The 20,876-nt window shown below is 69.6% G+C and carries 18 protein-coding genes; 5 read left to right on the top strand and 13 right to left on the bottom strand.

Annotated features, from left to right (window positions below):
* Window positions 1-8 precede the first annotated feature (8 nt).
* From EV192_RS21125 to EV192_RS21145, 6 genes are read right to left on the bottom strand one after another with little or no spacing between them, the layout of a single operon-like run.
* On the bottom strand, window positions 9-1,550 hold the full coding sequence (locus EV192_RS21125) for an AAA family ATPase (protein WP_132117874.1): 1,542 nt from the start codon (window positions 1,548-1,550) through the stop codon (window positions 9-11).
* A 10-nt stretch (window positions 1,551-1,560) separates the two neighbouring features.
* Window positions 1,561-2,064, bottom strand: coding sequence for a hypothetical protein (locus tag EV192_RS21130; protein ID WP_132117876.1), 504 nt, complete (start codon window positions 2,062-2,064; stop codon window positions 1,561-1,563).
* Between the two features lie 5 nt (window positions 2,065-2,069).
* Entirely contained in the window at window positions 2,070-2,216 is a 147-nt protein-coding gene (locus EV192_RS53955; RefSeq protein ID WP_165960522.1) for a hypothetical protein, read from the bottom strand.
* A complete protein-coding gene (locus EV192_RS21135; protein WP_132117878.1) occupies window positions 2,216-3,943 on the bottom strand; it encodes a hypothetical protein in 1,728 nt (575 codons plus the stop codon). Before EV192_RS21135 ends, EV192_RS53955 begins: the two co-directional genes overlap by 1 nt.
* On the bottom strand, window positions 3,940-4,401 hold the full coding sequence (locus tag EV192_RS21140; protein WP_132117880.1) for a hypothetical protein: 462 nt from the start codon (window positions 4,399-4,401) through the stop codon (window positions 3,940-3,942). The genes EV192_RS21135 and EV192_RS21140 overlap by 4 nt, the downstream gene beginning before the upstream one ends.
* Before the next feature lie 26 nt (window positions 4,402-4,427).
* Complete coding sequence (locus tag EV192_RS21145; RefSeq protein ID WP_132117882.1) at window positions 4,428-4,982, bottom strand: hypothetical protein; 555 nt, start codon at window positions 4,980-4,982, stop codon at window positions 4,428-4,430.
* A gap of 221 nt (window positions 4,983-5,203) precedes the next feature.
* Here EV192_RS21145 and EV192_RS21150 point away from each other — a divergent pair, with 221 nt between their 5' ends.
* Window positions 5,204-5,971, top strand: a complete 768-nt coding sequence (locus EV192_RS21150) for a hypothetical protein (protein ID WP_132117884.1) — start codon at window positions 5,204-5,206, stop codon at window positions 5,969-5,971.
* Here the strand turns inward: EV192_RS21150 and EV192_RS21155 are convergent.
* On the bottom strand, window positions 5,949-6,911 hold the full coding sequence (locus tag EV192_RS21155; protein ID WP_132117886.1) for an SGNH/GDSL hydrolase family protein: 963 nt from the start codon (window positions 6,909-6,911) through the stop codon (window positions 5,949-5,951). The genes EV192_RS21150 and EV192_RS21155 overlap by 23 nt on opposite strands.
* A gap of 71 nt (window positions 6,912-6,982) precedes the next feature.
* The gene (locus EV192_RS21160; protein ID WP_132117888.1) at window positions 6,983-7,594 is read right to left on the bottom strand and encodes a PadR family transcriptional regulator; all 612 of its coding nucleotides are present in this window, start codon (window positions 7,592-7,594) and stop codon (window positions 6,983-6,985) included.
* A gap of 74 nt (window positions 7,595-7,668) precedes the next feature.
* Between EV192_RS21160 and EV192_RS21165 the strand changes: the two genes are divergently transcribed.
* On the top strand, window positions 7,669-8,148 hold the full coding sequence (locus tag EV192_RS21165) for a hypothetical protein (RefSeq protein WP_132117890.1): 480 nt from the start codon (window positions 7,669-7,671) through the stop codon (window positions 8,146-8,148).
* Window positions 8,149-8,176: 28 nt separating this feature from the next.
* Window positions 8,177-9,190: an alpha/beta fold hydrolase gene (locus EV192_RS21170; RefSeq protein ID WP_132117892.1), complete on the top strand. Its 1,014-nt coding sequence runs from the start codon at window positions 8,177-8,179 to the stop codon at window positions 9,188-9,190.
* Here the strand turns inward: EV192_RS21170 and EV192_RS21175 are convergent.
* From EV192_RS21175 to EV192_RS21190, 4 genes are all read right to left on the bottom strand, one after another.
* Window positions 9,168-10,628: a flavin-containing monooxygenase gene (locus EV192_RS21175; RefSeq protein WP_132118294.1), complete on the bottom strand. Its 1,461-nt coding sequence runs from the start codon at window positions 10,626-10,628 to the stop codon at window positions 9,168-9,170. The genes EV192_RS21170 and EV192_RS21175 overlap by 23 nt on opposite strands.
* A gap of 179 nt (window positions 10,629-10,807) precedes the next feature.
* On the bottom strand, window positions 10,808-11,653 hold the full coding sequence (locus EV192_RS21180; RefSeq protein WP_132117894.1) for an SDR family NAD(P)-dependent oxidoreductase: 846 nt from the start codon (window positions 11,651-11,653) through the stop codon (window positions 10,808-10,810).
* Window positions 11,640-12,533 (bottom strand): alpha/beta fold hydrolase, encoded by an 894-nt coding sequence (locus EV192_RS21185; protein WP_132117896.1) that lies wholly within the window; start codon window positions 12,531-12,533, stop codon window positions 11,640-11,642. Before EV192_RS21185 ends, EV192_RS21180 begins: the two co-directional genes overlap by 14 nt.
* Window positions 12,530-13,873 carry a cytochrome P450 gene (locus EV192_RS21190; RefSeq protein ID WP_132117898.1) on the bottom strand — a complete coding sequence of 448 codons (1,344 nt, stop codon included), beginning with the start codon at window positions 13,871-13,873 and terminating at the stop codon, window positions 12,530-12,532. The genes EV192_RS21185 and EV192_RS21190 overlap by 4 nt, the downstream gene beginning before the upstream one ends.
* 107 nt (window positions 13,874-13,980) lie before the next feature.
* Between EV192_RS21190 and EV192_RS21195 the strand changes: the two genes are divergently transcribed.
* Complete coding sequence (locus EV192_RS21195) at window positions 13,981-14,619, top strand: TetR/AcrR family transcriptional regulator (RefSeq protein ID WP_243726970.1); 639 nt, start codon at window positions 13,981-13,983, stop codon at window positions 14,617-14,619.
* A gap of 50 nt (window positions 14,620-14,669) precedes the next feature.
* A complete protein-coding gene (locus EV192_RS21200; RefSeq protein WP_132117901.1) occupies window positions 14,670-15,347 on the top strand; it encodes a DUF4232 domain-containing protein in 678 nt (225 codons plus the stop codon).
* Window position 15,348: 1 nt separating this feature from the next.
* Here EV192_RS21200 and EV192_RS21205 read toward each other — a convergent pair whose 3' ends face one another.
* Complete coding sequence (locus EV192_RS21205; protein WP_132117903.1) at window positions 15,349-20,820, bottom strand: ATP-binding protein; 5,472 nt, start codon at window positions 20,818-20,820, stop codon at window positions 15,349-15,351.
* Window positions 20,821-20,876 lie beyond the last annotated feature (56 nt).

The raw sequence follows: 20,876 nt of genomic DNA on the forward strand, positions 1-20,876 counted from the left end.
AACACGGCCTAGCCGAGGACGACTCGGCGGGGGCCGCCGACCTTCTCCCGCACACGCGCCCGTCCGGAGGCCGGGATCGCGCGGTCACGCAACTGGCGGATCTCCTCGACGCGTTCCGGCGCGGACCGCAGCAACGGCACGATGTTGTCGAACGCACGCCGGTAGAAGTCGAACGGCACGTTCTCGTCGCCGACGCGGATCGCCTCGTAGCCGATCTCGGTCACCGCGGCGTGCAGGTCCGAGCCCGCGAAGCCCTCACTCATGTCGACCAGTTCGGCCACGAGTTCGTCCGGCACCGGCACCCGCAGGTACTTGCGCACGTAGATCTGGATGATCTCGCGGCGCTCGTCCGGTTCCGGCAGGTCGACGAAGAACATGTCGTCGAACCGGCCGGTGCGCAGCAGTTCCTGCGGCAGGCTGCGCACGTCGTTGGCGGTGGCCACGACGAAGACGCGGGCGCGGGACTCCTGCAGCCAGTACAGGAACTGGCCGACCAGACGGGTGGTGATGCCGGTGCTGTCGGTGCCGGAGCCGGCGAGTCCCTTCTCGATCTCGTCGATCCACAGCACGCACGGCGAGACCGAGTCCGCGGTGGCCAGGGCCTCCCGCAGGCGGCCCTCCGACTGGCCGACGTACGAGCCGAGGACCGACGCCATGTCCAACCGGTACAGCGGCAGTTGCCAGTCCGACGCGATCGCCTTGGCCGACAACGACTTCCCGCAGCCGGGCACGCCGATCAGCAGCACTCCGCGCGGCGGGCGCATGCCGCGGTCCCGCAGGTCCATGGTCAGCAACGGCCGTTTCCGGTCCAGCCACTTGCGCAGCCCCTCCAACCCGCCGACCCGGTTCTCCCCGGCGGTCAGCTGGACGCGTTCGATGCCGGACAGCTCACTGAAGATCGAGTCCTTCGCCTTGGTCAGTGCGATCAGGTCGTCCTTGACGATCGACTTCCGCACCACGAAGGTGGCCAGGATGTTCAGCGCCTCGATCTTGGTCACCCCGGCCAGGATGGACGCGGCCTGGTCGTACTCCTCCGGGCCCCACTCGATCCGGATCGCACCCCGGTACGGCCGCAGGAAGGCGTCGATCTCGTACCGCATCTCGTCCACGTCCGGCAGGTCGAGCGTGACGGCCATGCCCATGCGCTGCAACGACTTCCACACCGGCTCCGCGGTGATCACGACGATGCAGCCGCCGCGTTCCTCGGCCAGCGTCGCCAGGTCGGCGAACCTGCGGGCCACCTCGTTGTCCTCGTCGAGATGCTGCACGTCGGTGAACACGACCGTGACGTTCGACCGGGACTGGAACATCTCCCCGGCCATCTCCAACGCGCCGAACAGCGACTTGTCCTCGGACACCGTCTGTTTCGTCCGGACGTCCCGCAGGCCCTGGCTGAGCGTGTGCACCTTGACGTCGAGCTGTTTCTCGTCCGCCAGAGCGCCGAGGATCTCCAGGGTCCGGCCGCGCTCCACCGTGCGCACGGAGACGAACGGAATCCGCGCGAGCAGATAGGACTCCAGGAGCTGCTTGGTCTCCGGGCCGTTGGGCATTGCTGTCCCTTCAGAGGATGACGCGGCGGCCGGGAGCGGGTGCTGGCGCCGGTGAAGTGGGTGGGGGAGCGAGAGGGACAGTCATCTTGTTGCGGCGCACGGCCGACTGGACCTCGAACGGTGCCCGCCGGGTCGAGTCCTCCAGGCTGCTCTGCGCCGAGCGCACGGTCTCGGCGAGCCCGTCGCGCAACAGCGCGCGCAGATCCTCCGGGAAGCCTGGATGGTCGGCGAAGGCACGCAACGGCGCCAGCCGGGTCCGTGCGCTGGTCAGCATGACCTCGATCGCGCTCGTGGACTGCGCGTTGAGTGCCCTGAGGTCGCGCAGCAGGACGTCGTTCCACCGGTGCTGTCGTTCGCGGAACACCCGTTGGACGTGACCGAGCAGCCGGTCCAGCATCTGCGGGCCCATCCCGGCGTCGACCGGCCGCAGGTGGTCGGCCGGTCGGTCCTCGCCGCGGCCGAAGGCGTCCAGCCACTCCACCCACGCCGCGTAGGCCCCTGGGGCACCGAGCACGCCGCTCACCGCCTGGGGTGCCGGTCGAGGAACTCCGCGGGCGGCAACAGGTTCCACTCGGGCAGGGCGATCGCCAGTTCTGTGTCCATAGTGGACTGGGCCGGTTCGTGCCGGCCGACCGGCTGCTGCGGCTCCATCATCGGTCCCGGCATCACATTCCTCGTCTCTGGTCCGGCGAGTCCGCGATGAACCCTCTGGACTGCAAGCTTTCCACGTACTCGCGCAACACTCCGGCGGACGCGCACGCCTGCTGCCATTCCTTGTTCAAGTCCACGAGTTCGGCGATCCCGCCGTACAGCTGCGACACCGCGACGGCTTTGCGCTGCTCGCCCTGCCTGCGCAGTTCCGCGCGGCGGGCGGGCAGGCCACGGGCCATCTGGAACGTCCACAACGCCAAACCCAGCGCCGCGAGCAGGAAGAACACCCCGGCGCCAGTGCTTCCGCCGAGGGCGCTCGTCAACGCGATCACCAGGCACACCCCCGCGCCGATCGACGCGCCCAGCGGCTTGCCCACGAACCGCACCTGGGCGACCGCCCGCTCGGTCTCCGTGTCGATGTGCCTGGCCAGATCGCGGGCCAGGTCCTCCTGGTTCGTGTTGTTGTCGACCTCAGCCTGCCAGCCCTCGATCGCCACCGCCACCGACCGTGGCACCGACGCCACGTTCCTGGCCTCCAGCCGGCCGGCCGCCTGCACGATCCAGTCCTTGGCCAGCGCGGTGGCGAACCGGCGGGTGCCGAGCGAGGCGCCGGCCTGCTCGGGGTACAGCGCCGCGTTGCTGATCAACGTCAGGAAGTCCACTGTGGTCTCGTGCAGGGCTTCCCGCGTCCGCATCGCCTTGTCCGCGGCTGTCCGGTCGCCCAGGGCGTCGATGATCGCCTGCAGGCCGGCTTCCCTGAGCCGCAGTGGGGCTTCCTCGATGTCGTAGTTGGTCACCAGCCCGTCGAGGATGTTGTCGACGCGGTCCCGCAGGCCGGCTTCCAGCGGAACCGGCCCGGTGAACACACCCTGGAACATCTCCAACGCGGCCTGGTGCACGGTCGCGCCCTCGTAGAGTTCCTTGAGCTGGGGCCAGGTCGGGCTGATCGCGGGCAGGATCTGGTAGCGCGGGTCGACCGGCCGCCGCAGCGCGTCCAGTTCCTCCTGCCAGCGGGTCACCTGCCGGTCCACTGTGGCCTGATCGTCCGACAACCGGCTGATCCACTCGGACGTCTCGGTCAGCACGAGCGGCTTCGCGGCGACGCCGAACACGCCGCAGCTCACCGCGTCGAGCACGACCATGAACTCCCGCGACAGGTTGGCCGGGTCCTGACGCACCACGTACTGCCGTATCCAGCGTACGGCGGCCTCGTCACGTTGGTGCCGCCGAAGCACCATCGCGAAGAACAGGGCCGCCTTGTCGTTGTCCCGGCGGACGGCCTCGTTCAACGCCCGGTAGGCCAGGTCTGGGTCGTTCCGAATCCACGCGGCGAGCGCCACCAGCGCGGGGGCCAGCCAGTAGCGCGGCGTGAGCAGCATCAGCTCCTCGGACAGCTGACGGATCGACGCCTGCGACACGATGCCGGAATCGAGGGCCTGCAGCGTTCCCGTGGCGAGCCTGCGGACGTCGCCGAAATGCCCGAACTCGGCGGCCAGTTGCTGCCGGACCTGCACGATCTCGGTGTGCGCGACCTGGAGGTTGTGCCGCAGCTCCTCGCGGCGGGTGAACTCGTCGAACCGCGCGGACAGCGACTGCAGGTCGTTCTGTGTCTGGTCGCCGGTGGCCGCGACCTGGGCGATCGAGTCCTGCATCACCGCCTGCTGGCGCATGAGGGCCACCTGCGCGTCCTGCACGGCCTGGACCGCGTTCACCAGCGGCTTGAGGTTGATCGGGGAGTTCACTCGGCACCCTCCAACGCGACCACCGAGCCGTCCACGCGGACGCAGACCAGCCGGTCGGGATAGACCTCGATGGCGTCGAACGCCACCGACATGGCGTAGGAACGAGCCCGTTCCAGCCCACCCGGCAGCTGCTTGCCGGTCTCGTAGTGCTCGACGATCGAACCATCGAGCGCGAGGGTGTGCACCTCGTAGGGCGCGCCGAGGTAGCAGCGGGACACGATGCCGACCGGCGTGGAACAGTTCGCGTCCTCGAACTCCCTGCGGAAGTCGTCGACGATCCGGGCCAGGTCCACGGCGGCGACGTGCCCGGCGGCGTCCAGCTCGCGGATCGCGCGCAGATAGGTCGCTGACCTGCGCGTGGTCAGTAGCCGATCGCGGGCGACCGACTTCGTCGGTCGCGGCCGCAGCTGTCCCGAGGACGCGGCGTCGGCGTCGGTGTTCATCAGCGGTCGGGGCATTCGTCAGCAGCTCTTTCTGTTGGGTGTCAGCCGAAAACCAGGAGGACGGCCATGCCGAGCGTGGCCAGCGCCCACAACGCGGCGACGGCGACCGATGCCAGCCGCGCGGTCACGCACGCGACCGGCATCCGCACCGGCAACGTGGTTCCGCTTGTCCTGTCGACGAACTGGTGAACCAGGACGGCCCCGGTTCGCAAGCGTTTGCCGTAGACCTCGACCATGTCGCCCCGCGACGGCGCGGCTGCCCGCACGGCGCCGCGGACATCGCAGTTCACGGTCGCGCCGCTCACTTCCTTGATCGAGAACGACGAGACGTCAACGGTTCGTTCTCGCACGACGGACCGCATGGGCAGGGTCAACGGCCGCGTGATCGCCCCGAACGTCGTGCCACCGGCCTCCGCGGCCGGACGAACAGCCATCACCAGCACGCATCCCGTGACCAGCAACAACACCAGGCCGACCGCGACGACGAGCAGCGCGCGGCCGAACATGGCGCCTCCGCCGACCGGGACGGTCGCGACCAGACCCACACAGGTCAGCACCGCCAGCACCCTGGTCGCCGCGACAATGTGTTGATCCACAACGGGTTCCGCCCGCGGATGACTGACCGCCACGACCGTGCCCACAGCGACCCGCCCCGGGACGGGCCGCTCCGGCCGGGCCACGCCGCACGACGGGCAACCGCCGCCCCCCTCGGACAGCGGTTTCGCACACGAACTGCACAGCACCTCCACGCCTACTTACTGTCGGACGGCTAGCCGTCCGACAGAGAAGAGCGACACGAACGGTGGAGGCAGAAGCGATGACGGAACCGACCGAGCGCAACCTGTTCCCGGCTCCGAACAGGGCTTTCCGTGAACCGCCGAACTTCGCCGGCGCACCTGCCCCGGCCCCGCCGAAACGCAACCAGGGTGCGCTGGTGGCGATCATCGCGGGCGCCGCGGTGTTCCTTGCCGTGTCGACCGTCGTGGTGGTGCTGGCGGTACGCGGCAGTGGCACGACGCCGACCGCCGACCTGCTGCCCGCGTCGGTTCCGACCACCAGTTGGCAGCAGACGTACGCCACGACGACGTCCACCTCGGTCGTCACGTCGTCATCGGTGCCGTCGTCAACACCGTCTTCCACGGTGGCCGGACTGACCTGGCGACGGGTCAGCGGACCGGCGGGGATCTCGGTGGAGATCCCTGCCGACTGGCCGACCAAGCCCGGCGCGGTGCCCTCCAACGTGCAGGCCGACAGCACCCAGGTCGTCGGTGACCTGATCCGGTTCGGCGGCAGCACGTCCCCGTCGAAGACACTGCTGGCGTCGGTGATGGACAGTGAGGCGAACACCCCCACCATCCGCGACGGCTACGAGCGCCTGCAACTCGGCGTCGTGGACAACAGTGCCGACGCGGTGGTGTGGGAGTTCGTGTTCACGGCCAAGGACGGCATGAACCGGCACGCCATCGGCCGTTTCTGGCGGCTCGGCCAAGTCGACTATGTCGTCTACGCGTCGTCCAGTGTGGACAGTTGGCCGGCGATGGCGGCGGTCTACCAGCACATGGTCAGTACCGTGTCGCCGGTGTGACGGATGTCCTGGTGAGGACCGAGGTCACGATGGCGGCCTGGGCGTTGGCACCGGCTGAGTTCGGATGGAACGGCACGGCGAGCGCCGGCTGGTTGAGCGAGACCGGCAGGAAACCCTCGGCGTACCGGACGTTCGGCGCCTGGCAGACGTCGTGGCCGACGGTCGGCGTGTAGGTGTCGACCAGTGTCGCGCCGGCGGCTTGGGCGGCACGGGCCAGCATGGCGTTGAGGTCGCGGAGCTTCTCCGTGATCCAGACCAGGTCGACGGCACTGGCCGGCTGCTGCGGGTAGCAGCCCTTGGTCGGCCCCGCGGCCAGGTAGTTGACCAGGAACACCTTGGCCCTGGGGGAGATCTGCCGGATCTGGTTGAGGCCGGCGACCAGCTTCGCCTGGCTGGCGTCGATGTTCTGGGACATCCGGTCCACCCCGCCCTGGGTCCACTTCGCCTTGCAGCCGGCGCCGCCGAACGGGTACGGCAGCCACGGCGCGTGCCCGCCGCTCAGGTCGAGACAGTCGACCACCGCGCCGGCCAGCCCGGCGTCGTTGCCGCCCATGCCGACCGTCACCAGGTCGGTGGTCGGCGTCAGGTGGGCGAACTGCGGCGGGTTGTCGCCGCCGATCGGCAGCGGCGGCGACTGCGGCTTGGTGAAGTTGTCGGTGGTGGCGCCGCCGCAGCTGGCGTCGAAGAACTTCGGCACGTTGAGCGCGGCCGCGACCTGCTTGGGATAGTCGAAGGTGGCCTGCGCGCACCCCAACGGCACGTACTTGTTCGTCGGCAGGCCGGCGGTACTGGCCACCACCACGTCCGCGGTCCACGAGTCGCCCATCGCCACGTATTCCCGGTACCGCGGACCGGATGCCTGAGCCGCGGGGCTGACCAGGACGGTTCCGGCCACCGTGCCGACCGCCACCATGAGCCGGATCCACTGTCGCATCGCCATTGCCACGTCCTCCACGTCGAGGGTTGCCCGTGGTTCAACGACGCAGAACGCCGACAGGATACGAAGAATGCTCAGCTTTGGTCGATCGCGGCCAGGGCTTCGAGCTCCTCGCGGCTCCACGTCAGCGAACCGTCGTCCAGGGCGGCGAGGATTTCGGTGGTCCACCGCAGTTCCGCGTCGGTGACGGCGCGCAGGTACTCGGTTTCCACGAGCGTGACGCGGGGCAGCTGGTAGCCCTCGATCTCGGTGGCCAGGTCCACGTCGAGCTCGGCCAGGCGCTGGGTGAGGCTCTGGCGCCGTTCGGCCAGCAGCAGGCGGACCTCGTCGGGGCTGAGCAGCATCAGGAACGACAGGGCGGCGGGGAACTCGGGGAACTCGTTGCGTGGGGTGGCGACCATCTCGGCCAGCCACAGCCGGGTGGTGACTCGGCCGGTGTCGGTGACCTCGTACGTCGTCCGCTCGGGATAGCGCTCGTCCCGGTCCGTGCCCACCGCGGCGATCAGCCCGGCCTGTTCCAGGCGGGCGATCGTCCGGTAGAGGCTGGTGCGTTGCCCGACGTTGATGACCTGGTCCTTGCCCCACTGCTTGATCAGGCGCTGCATGCCGTACGGGTGCAACGGGCCGGCTTCCAGCAGGCCGAGCACCGCGAGGGCGAGCGGGGAGGGGCGGAACTGAGGAGGCACACCCCATCGTACATCGCCACTAACTTCGCAGAAACTAGTTGCATTGCATCTAGAGGATGTGTCACTATTGAGCCATGGACATCACCGAGAACACCAGCCCGGTCCGCGTCGACGCCGACCACACCATGACCAAGCACCTGGGAAACTGGACCACCTCGCAGGTCTTCGAGGTCCGCGCCCGCGCCGGCGCCGCCGTGGTGGACCTGCGTTCGCCGGACATCCCCGACGGCGACATCGAGATCCGCGTCGACCTCGACCGCGGCATGCTCAAACTGCTCGTGCCCGACGGCGCCCGCGTCGAACACTTCGGACACCTCGAATGGACCGGCCGCGGCCGGGTCAAGGACAGCTACGGCACCCAGTCGCCGGACGGCCGGGTCATCAAGATCGTCGGCCGGGTCCACCGCGGCGAGATCCGCGTGCACCGCGGCGGCGTCGCGATCCTGTCCGCGATGGCCTCCCGTGCCTACCTGGAGGACTTACGGCACGCCCACCGCACCGGCACCATGCCCACCGTCGACGACCCCACCCGCACGACCTTCGCACCTAAGTGAAAGGCCGCAGCCGTGCCAAAGTGAAGTTGTGAGTGACTACAGCACATACGAGCTAGGTGACTTCACTCTGCAGCACGGCGCGACCCTGCGTGGAGCACATCTCGCCTACCAGACCTACGGCACGATCAACGGCGACGCCAGCAACGCGATCGTCTATCCCACTTGGTACTCCGGTCGGCACTGGGACAACGAGTGGCTGATCGGCGAGGGGATGGCGTTGGACCCCGCCAAGTACTTCATCGTGGTGCCCAACATGGTGGGCAACGGCCTGTCCAGTTCGCCGAGCAACACGCCACCGCCCTACGACCGGGCCCGGTTTCCGGCCGTCACGATGTACGACAACGTCCGCGCCCAGCACCAGTTGATGACCGAGCGGTTCGGGGTGACCCGGCTGGCGTTGGTCACCGGCTGGTCGATGGGGGCCGGCCAGACCTACCAGTGGGCCGTGTCGTACCCGGAGATGGTCGCCCGGATCGCGCCGTTCTGCGGCTCGTCGGTCACCAGCGAGCACAACAAGGTGTTCCTGGAGGGCGTGAAGGCCGCGCTGACGGCCGACGAGGCGTTCCGGGGCGGCTGGTACGAGCGGCCGCCGACCACGGGACTGCGGGCGGCGGCCCGGGTCTACGCCGGCTGGGGCTTCTCCCAGGCGTTCTACTGGAACCGGGTCTACCGGCAGATGGGGTACTCCTCGCTGGAGGACTTCCTGGTCGGCTTCTGGGAGGGGTTCTTCCTCGACGACCGGGACGCCAACAACCTGCTGACCATGTTGTGGACATGGCAGAACGCCGACGTCGGAAACACGCCGGGGTTCGACGGCGACACCGTGAAGGCCCTGCGGTCGATCACCGCGAAGGCCGTCGTGATGCCGGCCGAGAAGGACCTCTACTTCCCGCCGGAGGACGAGGCGTGGGCGTGCGAACACATCCCCGACGCCGAACTCCGGGTGATCCCGGGCATCTGGGGACACTTCGCGGGCGGCGGCAGCAACCCGGACGACACCCGCTTCGTCGACCAGGCCCTCAAGGAACTGCTGGCGAGCTGACCACGGCGGGTCGGCGGGAGAAGCGCATGACGCCGTCGTCGACCCTGCCGTATCGCAGGTTCACCACGTCGTTCGCGTAGCTCATGCCGAGTCGCCAGGGGGCGCGGGAGCCCGCTCGCGGGAAGTCGTGGATGGCGCGCAGCACGTACCCCGCCTGGAAGTCCATCAGTGGCTGGTCGGTGACGGTCGGGTCGTTGTTGGTAGGGACGAACTCGTCGTAGCCATGGGCGTCCAGATGCCGCAGGATCCGGACGAAGTACTCGCTCACCAGGTCGGCTTTCAGGGTCCACGAGGCGTTGGTGTAGCCGATGGTGAACACGAAGTTCGGGATGTCGCTGAGCATCATTCCCTTGTAGGCCATGGTTTCCGGGAGTTTCACCGGCTGGTCGTCCACGGTCACCTGGATGCCGCCGAAGGCCAGCAGGCGCAGGCCGGTGGCGGTGACCACGATGTCCGCGTCCAGTTCGGCGCCGGAGGCCAGGCGCACACCCGTCCTGGTGAAGTGGTCGATGGTGTCGGTCACCACGGACGACTTCCCGTGGCGGATCGATCGGAACAGGTCGCCGTCCGGGACGAGGCACAGGCGTTGGTCCCACGGCTGGTATCGCGGCTTGAAATGGGTGTCCAGGTCGTAGCCGGGCGGCAGCTGGCTGGCCGTGGCCTTGCGGATGAACGACTTGACCGCACGCGGCCGGCGCCGGCTGAGTTGGTAGATCAGGGTGGCCAGGGCGACGTTCTTCCACCGGGTGATGGCGTACGCGCGGCGCGGGCCCAGCACGCGGCGCAGGGTGTTCGCGATCGCGTCCTCGCCCGGGATGGCGATGATGTAGGTGGGGGAGCGTTGCAGCATGGTCACGTGACCGGCCTGCTCGGCCATGGCGGGCACAAGCGTGACCGCGGTCGCGCCACTGCCGATCACGACCACCTTCTTGCCGGTGTGGTCAAGGTCGGCCGGCCAGTGCTGCGGGTGCACGACAGTTCCCTCGAACTGTTCGACGCCAGGGAACTCCGGGGCGTGACCGTTGTCGTAGTCGTAGTAACCGGTGCACCCGTACAGGAACCGGGCGGTCAGGCGGACAGGTGAGCCGTTGTGCACCGCCTCGACCGTCCACCGGGTGTCCTCAGTGGACCATGAGGCCGCGGTCACCCGGTGGCCGAACCGGATGTGCCGGTCGATGCCGGCGTCGGTGGCGGTGTCCCGGACGTACTGCAGGATCGACGGGCCGTCCGCGATCGCCTTCGCCTGAGTCCACGGCCGGAACCGGTAGCCGAGGGTGTGCATGTCCGAGTCGGACCGCACACCCGGGTACCGGAACAGGTCCCACGTGCCGCCGATGGCGTCCCGTGCCTCCAGGATCGCGTACGTCCGGTTCGGGAACGCGGACTGGATGTGGTGCGCCGCGCCGATCCCGGACAGGCCGGCACCGACGATCAGGATATCGAGGTCGTGTTTCGGAGTCCCCGTTCGATGAGAGTCGGGATCGGTGCGGTTCCTGGCGTCGCCGCCGGGACGCCGCGAATACTGGTTGTCTTTGGGTGTTCCGGCGGTGGCGCCAGGAACCGCATCCGGCCCGGCTATCGCGGACGGGGACTCCGAGACACGGCCTGATTCTGTGGTCACGCGGACTCCTTCGGCCGGGCCGGCAGACGGGACTGGATACGGGCGATCACGTCGTAGTAGCGCGTGGGGGCGATCCGGGCGAGCGCGTCGAACATGTACGCGTCCGGCCCGACCAGGACACGGGCCTTGCCGCTTTCAACGCCGCGGTGGATGATCGCGGCGGCCTTCTCCGGCGACGTCATGGTCACCGCCTCGAACTGCGCGGCCATCTCGTCCCGGGTCCGCCCGAGCCCCAGCGGGTCCTTGCGGACACGGGCGTTGCGGGCGATGTTCGTGGTGATACCGCCGGGATGCACGTTGACCGCCCGGACGCCGGTGCCGCGCAGTTCCTGGCGCAGCGCGTCGGTGAAGCCGCGGACCGCGAACTTCGAGGCGCAGTAAGCACTTTGGAACGGCATGCCGACCAGCCCGAACACGCTCGACGTGTTCACGATGACGCCGTCGTCCTGCGCCACCAGGATCGGCAGGAACGCCCTGGTGCCGTTGACCACCCCGTGGAAGTTGATGTCGTGCAGCCAGTCGTCGTCCTCGACCGAGGCGTCCAGGACGGACGAGGCCACCGCGACCCCGGCGTTGTTGAACACCGCGGCCAGCGGGGCCGGCAGCCACTCGCGTACCTCGTCGGCGAACCGGAGCTGGTCGGCGGCGTCCCGGACGTCCATCACCCGGGTGAGCACCCGGCCGGGCAGCGCGGCCGCGGTCGCCTTCAACCCGGCCTCGTCCACGTCCGCGATGGCCACCGGCGAACCCAGCCGCGCCAACCGGTGGGCGAGGCCGCGGCCGATCCCGGACGCCGCGCCGGTGATCATGACCGGCCGGCCGGTGATCCTAGGACGTGGCATCGGTGCTCCTTGCCCGCGCGTGCTGGGAGATGAGGTCGAGCAGGGTCGGCCACGCGTCTTTGGGCAGATCGTGTCCCATGCCGGGCACGACCGTCAGCGTGGCGCCCCCGATCGCCCGTACGGTCGCGACGGCGCCGGTCGGGTTGACCATCCGGTCGCGGTCGCCGTGCAGGACCAACGTCGGCGCGGTGACCGCCCGCAGCCGGGACGTCCGGTCGCCGGACCGGAAGATCGCCGCCAACTGCCGGGCCACCCCGCCGGTCGACGGGTCCCGGTCCCAGGCGAGCCCGGCCTGCGCACGCACCCATGTCTCGTCGAACGGGAAGCCGTGCGAGCCGATGTGCCGGAACATCCGCACGGCCCGGTCCACGGCCTCCTGCCGGTTGCGCGGCGGGCGGGCAATCATCCGCCGCCACGTGGACAACGCGGGCCGGCCCACTCGCCGCGCCCCGGTCGTGGACATGATCGACACGAGCGTCCGCACCCGCTGCGGGAACACCGTGGCCACGGTCTGCGCGATCATGCCGCCCATGGACGCGCCGACGAGATGGGCGTCGTCGTGGCCGAGCGCGTCGAGCAGCCCGACGGTGTCCCGGGCCATGTCAGTGAGGTCGTACTGCCCTTCGGGCCAACGCCTGCGCAGGATCGCGGCCGGGTTCGGCGGCCGGAAACGCATGTGCGTCGACCGGCCGACGTCCCGGTTGTCGAACCGGGTGACCTGGTAGCCGCGCCCGGCGAGTTGTTCGCAGAACGCCGTGGGCCACGAGTACATCTGCTGGCCCAGCCCGGCGACAAGGACCAGCGGCTCGGCGCCAGGGTCGCCGATCTGTTCGTACGCCAAGGAAATGTCGCGTCCGATGTCGACAGTCTGCTCGGTCATGAGCGCGCTCCGGTGGTCGTCGCCGCAATGGGAGTCGCCGCGTGCCTGGTCCGCCGGTGAACGACCGCCAAGGCGCCTTTCGCGGGGGCGTTGGCGACCCCGCGCGAATGCCATTGCTCGTCGCGTTCGTTCGTTGGCAGCAAAGAGAAGTCACGCAGCAGGGTGCGCAGGACGACGTTCATCTCCATATTCGCGAACGCCGCGCCGAGACAGCGCCTGGTCCCGCCGCCGAACGGAATCCACTGGTACAGATCCGGTTTCGCGTCCAGGAACCGCGACGGGTCGAACTTCCGCGGGTTCGGGAAGAGTTTCTCGTCGTCGTGGATCAGGATGATGCTCACCAGCACCGAGCACCGCCGGGGCAAGGTCCACCGGCCGAGCTGGAAGCCGTCGGTCTTCACCTGCCGGCCCACCATGTCGATCACCGGCCGAACCCGCTGCACCTCGACGATCGTGGCGTCCCGCAGGGCTTTGCCGCCCGCGTCCACCTCGTCGACGAGGTCGTACAGGACCGCCGGATGCCGTTGGAGCCGCTCGATCGCCCAGGCCAGCGTGGTCGCGGTGGTCTCGTGTCCGGCGGACAGCAGGGTGAGCAGCTGGTCGGCGATCTCGCTGTGACTCATCCGCCCGCCGTCCTCATAACGGCTCTGCAGCATCATGGCGAGGATGTCGTCGCGTTCGGCCAGGTTCCCGTCCCGTTGCGCCTTGGCGATCAGCCGCTCCACGATCAGGTCGTAGTCCCGGCGCATCGCGCGGAACCGGCCCCATGGGCTCCACCGCCAGCGGACGTCCGGGATGGGCAGCACGGCCAGCCGCGAGCCGAGTTCGACGAACTTCGGCAGCAGGGCCCGCAGTTCGGCGAACTCGGCGCCCTCCGCGCCGAACACCGCGCGCAGGATGATGTTGAGCGTGATCCGCATCATCGACGGCATCGTCGCGAACGCCCGGCCTTCCGGCCAGGACGCCAGTTCACGCACGGTCTCCTCTTCGAAGATCTGCTCGTAGGCGACCAGGCGGCGGCCGTGGAACGGCGGCACCAGGAGCTTGCGCTTCGTGTGGTGCTCCTCGCCACGCAGCGCGAACAGCGAGCCGGGACCGAGCACCCGCCCGAGGTTGCGTTCGAGGTTGTCGGCGGCGTCCGGACCGGCCTGGAACAGCTGTTTGATCTCGGCGGGGTCGCTGATGACCACCGCGCGGCCGAAGATCGGCAGGTTGACGGTGAAGGCGTCGCCGTAGCGGTCGCGCAGTTGCCCCATCCCACGTCGGGGCATGGTCAGCGCGTACGCGAGCTGCACGAAGCGCGGCGCCGACGGCCCCGGAGGAAGTTTCGCAGTCGTCATTGAGCACTACCTTCCCGGCGTGGTACGCAATCGTACCACCCGCACGGTACGCCGGCGTACCATCACTGTTCAAGGGCGGACCGACCGAGAGGTATAGCGTGACCACGGTGACTCGAACCCAGGCCGACCAGACGGAGACACCGTCGGTCGACGTGGCCTCGTTCCGTCAGCGGCTGCTCGACGGCCTCACCGCGTCGATCGAGCAGAACGGCTACCGCAACACGACGGTCGCCGACATCGTCCGCCTCGCGCGCACCTCCCGACGCACCTTCTACGAGCACTTCTCCAGCAAGGAAACGTGTTTCGTCGCACTGCTCACCGACGCGAACGCCGAGATGATCCGCCAGATCGCCGCGTCGGTCGACCAGAGCGCGCCCTGGGCGACCCAGGTCCGCCAGGCGGTGGAGGCGTGGATCGGCTGCGCCGAGTCCCAGCAGTGCCTCACCCTCAGCTGGATCCGTGACGTGCCATCTCTTGGCGCCGCCGCCCGCGAGTTGCAACGCGAAGGGATGGCGGCGTTCGTCACGATGATCCTGGCCCTGTGCGACACCGACGAATGGCGGTCCTCCGGCGCCGGCCAACCGTCCCGGCAACTGTTGGTCATGTTGCTGGGTGGGCTGCGCGAACTGATCGCGACCACGGTCGAAGACGGCGGACAGGTCGGCGACATCACCGAGATCGCGGTGCAGGCGTCGATCGCCATCCTTGGTGCCCGGACCTCCTCGCCGCTGCCTGGCAGTCCGTAGTTCGCCGGATCGTTGACAGGGCGCAATATCCCGGCGTCAGGGTGCCGGGGGTGTATCGCTTGATCTCCTGTGCGCTGTTGCTGCTCGTGGTCGTCGGCTGTGCGGCACGACCGCCCCGCGGCGTCGTCGACGAACCCGTGGCCGCCGCTGAAAGCACAGTGGACACCCCGGTCTCGACCAGCTCGGTCCAACCGTCCGCGCGGAAGCCGCCCACGAGCTCGGCGCCCAAGTCGACGACGCCACCGCCGCAGCGGCCACCGGCTCACCCGTGCCGGCACACCGACCTGCGGTTCGATCGCGGCCCGTTCCGGCAGATCGAGTTCGGCGGAGACGGGTCCCTGGTGACCGCGGGTATGGACTTCCAGTTCACCAACACCGGTGCCACACCCTGCACGCTCCAGGGCTGGCTGACCATCAAGGTGATCGGTGAGGCCACCATCAAGGGGTGCGCGATCAGCGACCCCGATCCCACATGCGGCCAGCTGATCGACACGACGTCGGTCAAGAACGTGCCCACCACCAGGCTGCCCGGCAACGCGGCGACGGTCACCCTGGCCCCCGGCCAGCAGACCGCCGCCACCGTGGCATGGCCGCACTGTCCGATGCGGGGCTACGAGATCCAGGTCGTGGTGCCCGGCGACGCGACGCCCATCGTCGCGCCGGCCGGGCAGGTCCCGGTCTGTGCCGGCACAGTTCTTAAAATCACGCCGCTCGGCACCACGCTCTGAGTCAGTCCTTCATGCCGTGCTCGATCGCCTCGATGATCCGGGGCCGCAACTCGGCGGTGCTGATGATCGCGTCCACCGAGCCAACTTCGACCGCGCGTTGGATGCTGTGCACCCGGTCGAACTCTGCGGCGACCTCGCCGAGCTTCTCCGCCCGGACCGCCGACCGCACCTCGGCGAGCTGGGCGTTCAGCGCCGCCCGCTCGGCGCCGCCGGCCGTGGCGAGCTGCGCCTGCAACCCGGTCACCCGGGGGTCGGTCGTGGTGCGCTTGTTCACGTCGCCGGCGAACACCGCGGCCGCCGCCGGGGCGCCGCCGAGCACCGAGGCGAACGAACCCGCCAGCGCCAGCACAGTCATGTTCGGGTTGAGCGCCTTGGAGAACACCACGAACGCGCCGCCGTGGTAGCGGGAGATCACACAGAACACGATCGGCCCGTCGAAGTTGACGACCGCCCGGCCGATCTCCGCGCCGTACTCCAGCTGCAGCCGGCGCATCGACTCCGGCGAGCCGTCGAACCCGGACAGGTTCGCCAGCACCACCAGCGGCCGGTTGCCGGACGCCGAGTTGATCGCCCGCGCGGTCTTCTTCGACGACAACGGGAACAGCGTGCCCGCCGTGTACGTGTCCGGCCCGTCCGTGGGCGGGAAACCGCGCCGCGGCACCGCACGGGACTCGATCCCGATCAGGCACACCGGCCAGCCGCCGATGTGCACGTCCTGCACCGCCGAAGTGTCCGCGTCGGCCATGCCCGCCCAGCGTTCCAGCACCGGATGGTCCTGATCGGACAGTGCGCGCATCACCGTGCGGATGTCGAACGGCTTCTTGCGGTCGGGGTTGTGCGCGGCCGAGAAGATCTGGCCGACCGTGGCGAAGTCGCTGCCGTCGATCACGTGCGGGAAGTCGGAGACGTCCCGGTCGGCCGGGTCGCTCGTGGCCGCCTGCCGCGGCGCCTTCTCGCCGGGCACGACATAGGTGTGGTCGTAGTGGGCCATCAGCACGTCCAGGGCGGCCGGCAGGGTCGGCGCCCAGTACTGCGCCTGGCCGTTCGGGCCCATCACCCGGTCGTACCCGCCGATGCCGAAGTTGTCCTCGGCCGAGACGCCCCCGGAGAAGTCCAGTGCCTGCTTGCCGGTCAGCACCATCGCCGAGTCCGGCGTCATCACCAGGATTCCCTTGGTGTGCATGAGCATCGTGGCCTCGGCGTTCCAGTACGGCTGGGCGCCGACGGTGATCCCGGCGATCACGATGTTGATCTCGCCGCCGTCCTGGGTGAACGTCACGATCCGCTTCAGCGCGGCCGCGACCCAGTCCATGTTCTCGGTGCCCGAGGACATCGAGATCTTCGCGCCCGCCGACAACGCGAACCACTCCAGCGGCACCCGCATCCGCTCGGCCAAGTCGAGCGCGGCGATCACCCGCGTGCACTCCGGCTCCGCCAACGCGCCGAGCGCCTTCGTCGGGTCACCCAGCAGTACTACCCGGGTGACGCCTTCGGGGTGACGCCCGGTGGGTGTCGTGACCACGCCGACGACGATTCCGGCGGTGTTCCTGCCCTTCGGCCTTTCGACCGGCACCAGGGAGCCGTTGTCGTCGAGATCGTGCTCGACGAAGGTGCCTTCAGGTCCGGACAGCATGCCCGTCAGCTCGTACGGGTACACCGCGTTGCGGGCGCTCGCGCGCAGCACCTGCTGGCGGTAGTCGTCGATCGGCTCGACCACCTCGGCCGACGGCTCGCCGACGGTCACCTCGACCGTGCCGTGCGCGTCGAAGGAGATCCGCACGGCGGTCTTCTCCAGCTCGCCGGTCTCCTGGTCGCGTTGCCGCGCGATGAACAGGATCTCCTCCAGCCCGGCGCCCGTGGTCGTCGGCAGCACGCGCCCGACGATCATCTCCAGCTCGGTTCGGCTGAGGTCGCTCGGCGGCCAGACGTAGACCACGATCCGGTTGGTGTTGGCGCGTGATCTCGGCGACCGCTGTGCCTGCGCGCGGCGGATCGAGTCGAGGCAGGCGTTGATGGTGTCCTCGGCCGTCGGCAACGCGACCAGCCTGCCGTCGTGCTCACGCAGCTCGGTCAGGTCACGCACCTGGGCGAACGCGACCAGGCGTTCGTCCGACTGGTTCTCCCGGGCCACGCACCGGAAGAGGTAGACCTCCTCGTCCAGCGACGGCAGCCGGGTGAGGTCGAACTTCTCCAGGCGCTCCAGCTGCATCCGCTCCGCGATGTACGGGTGCAGGCCACGGATCAGCCGGTCCTCGGCCATCGCGGAGCCTGACCGGCGGAACGTGACGTGGTGGTGCATCACCGCGCCGCTCCGGCCGGCGATGGTGGTGGTGAGCCTGCGCACCTGCGGCGGCAGCGGGTGCGCGCTGATGACCTCGTGCAGCGCGGCCACCAACGCGTCGGAATCCGCCGGTTGGTTCTCCCAAGCGAGGTAGATGTCCGCGTCGATGGGCTCGTCGCCTCTCGCCAGCGCGGCCAGCCCGTGCAGCGCGTTGCCCAACGCTTCGAAGCTGACGGCGGCGGAGACGATCCAGGCCCCCGCGCGCTCGGCGACCACGAACGTGCAGCCCGCCACCTCGCTGGTGAGGACGCCGGTCAGGCCCTTGTTGCCGTAGTACCGCCGGGTCAGCACTTCCAGCATGATCGCATTGTCCGGGTCGTCACGGACCAGTCGCTGGCCGAGCAGCCGCACCAACGGCTCGGTACTGCGCACCATCTCGCCGATCCGCTCGGCGCGGTCCGGCGCGTCCGGGTGCTGTTCCAGGTAACGCAGGTGCTTGCGGACGTCGGCGTACACACGCGCGCGGTTGCGACGCAGCAGCGGCTGGGCGAACCAACGGAACACCACACCGCGGGCCAGGTCCGACACCACCGGGAAACGGATCTGGGTGGCCTCCACCAGGTGCTCCAGGGTCAGGCCGGCGCGCTCGCTGATCGACTCCAGCGGCGGCGCCCCGGCCAGCCACTGCCGCAGCAGCTCCGACACGACCGCGACGTCCGTCGACATCCGTTGCTGCGCGAGGAAAATCCGGAAGACAGCGGACTCGAGCTCGGGTGTGCGGTCCAGGTCGGCCACGCCGTAGTGCCGCAGGACGAGCTTCAGCTTCGCCTGGAATCCCTCGGGCAGGCCGGCGCGTTCGACGTCCAGGCTCTGCAGGTAGCTGTGGAAGTACTCGCGCGGGCTGTGCACCGGGCTGCCCGGCACGACTTCCGTCTCACCGGCCGGCGTGTTGCGGCTCAGCTCCGACAGGTCCGCGAACACCGTCAGCAGGTCCAGTTCGCCCGGCAACGGCCGGCCGTCCAACTCGGCGCGTGCGGCCAGATACCGGGAGAGCACCCGCTCGCGGTCGTGCGGGTCGACGTCGAAGCCCAACAACAGGCTGCGCAGGTCCTGCAGGCCGCGCTCGACGCGGTCGGCCGCGGACACGTCCGACGGTTCGGCGGGCAGGTCGATCTCGACGGTCGCAGCCTCCGCCGTCTCCTCCTCGGCGTCTTCGTCGGCGAGCGGCTCCAGACGCATCAACGGCGCGCCGGTCTCGACCTGGCTGCCCACCGACACCGGGCACTCACGGACCCGGGCCCGGAACGGCGCGCGCAACACCGTCTCCATCTTCATGCTTTCCAGCACCAGGATCGGCGCGCCCGACTCGACCTCGTCGCCGACCGACAACGGCGTCGCCACCACCAGCGCGGGCGCGGGGGAGCGGACGACACCGCCCTCGTCCCGGCTGATCCGGTGCGTGACGCCGTCGACCTCGACCAGGTGGATCGGGCCGTGCGTGGCCGACACCAGCCGGAACCTGCGGCCGTTGACCACGACCTGGCCGGTGTGCGCGTCGAACCGCTCGACGTCGACGTCGGCCGGGTACGCCTCGCTGCCGCCGGAGATGGCGACCCGGAACCGTTTCTGCCCGATCCGGGCCACGGCCACCCGGTAGCCGACGCCGCGGAGCTTCAGGTCCAGCGGCCGGCCGCTCTCGTGCTGCACCTGCGGGCGCCCGCCGTGCGCGGTGACCAGCAGCCGCTGGCGGCTGACCAGTTCCTCGTCCTGGTACGCCTCGATCGCGGCGGCCGCCAGGGCGATCGCCGAATGCCGGTGGGTGACCAGCCGGCCCTCGCCGCGGACGCGGTCGATCCAGCCGGTGTCGGCGCTCGCGTCGATCACCTCGGGCTGGTCGAGCAGGTCGAGGACGAAGCTCTTGTTGGTGGCGCCGCCCTCGATGATCACGATGGTCTCGGCCATCGCGCGGCGCAGCCGGCCGAGCGCCTGGTCGCGGTCCTGGCCGTAGGCGATGATCTTGGCGATCATCGAGTCGAAGTCGGCCGGGATGGTGTCGCCCTCGCTGACCCCGGTGTCCACGCGGATGCCCGGCCCGGTGGGCAGCGCGAGGCGGGTGATCCGGCCGGGGGCGGGCGCGAAGTCCCGGTCCGGGTCCTCGGCGTTGAGCCGCGCCTCGATGGCGTGACCCGCCTCCGGCGGCCGGGTGCCTTCGAGTTTCCCGCCGTTCGCCACGTGCAGCTGCAGCCGGACCAGGTCGGTGCCGGTGGTGATCTCGGTGATCGGGTGCTCGACCTGCAACCGCGTGTTGACTTCGAGGAACGCGAACATCTTCCAGCCGGGGTGGTACAGGAACTCGACGGTCCCGGCGCCGCGGTAGTCCACGGCCAGCGCCAGCCGCTCGGCGGACGCCTTCAGCTCGGCGGTCTGCTCGACGGTCAACACCGGCGACGCGGACTCCTCGATGATCTTCTGGTTACGCCGCTGCACCGAGCAGTCCCGGACGCCGAGGGCCCACGCGGTCCCCTGCCCGTCCGCGATGACCTGCACCTCAACGTGCCGGGCGCCACTGACCAGCCGCTCCAGGAACACCACGCCGGAGCCGAACGCACGCAACGCCTCCTGGCTGGTGCGTTCATAGGCGTCAGCCAGCTCCTCGGGCGTGGCGACCATCCGGATACCGCGCCCACCACCACCCGCCGTGGCCTTGAGCATCAGCGGGTAGCCGATCTCGTCGCCGGCCCGCAACGCGTCCTCAAGGGTGGCCACCTCGCCGCGACTCCACGGCGCGACCGGGACACCCACCTCCTCGGCGATGAGCTTGGCGCCGATCTTGTCACCCAGCTTGCGCATGGCGTCCGCGCTCGGCCCGATGAAGGTGACCCCGATCTTCGCGCACAGCTCGGCGAACGCCGGGTCCTCGGCGACAAACCCCCACCCGACCCACGCGGCATCAGCACCGGTAGCCACCAGCGCCCGCTCCAGCACCGCGTGGTCAAGGTACGGACGAGCCGACGCGGGACCCAACGAGTACGCGACGTCGGCCTCCCGGACGAAGGTCGCGGTCCGGTCGGCGTCGGTGTAGAGCGCGACCGTCTCGATCCGCGTCCCTGTCTCCGCCGAAAGGTCCCGGACAGCGTGGATGAGCCGCATCGCGGCCTCTCCACGATTGACGATGGCGACACGACTGAACACCGGCAGAGCCTCCCACAGTCCCCTACCCGAAGAAGGCGACGTCCGGGTCACGGAGC

The sequence above is a fragment of the Actinocrispum wychmicini genome, assembly GCF_004345645.1.
GTDB lineage: Bacteria > Actinomycetota > Actinomycetes > Mycobacteriales > Pseudonocardiaceae > Kibdelosporangium > Kibdelosporangium wychmicini.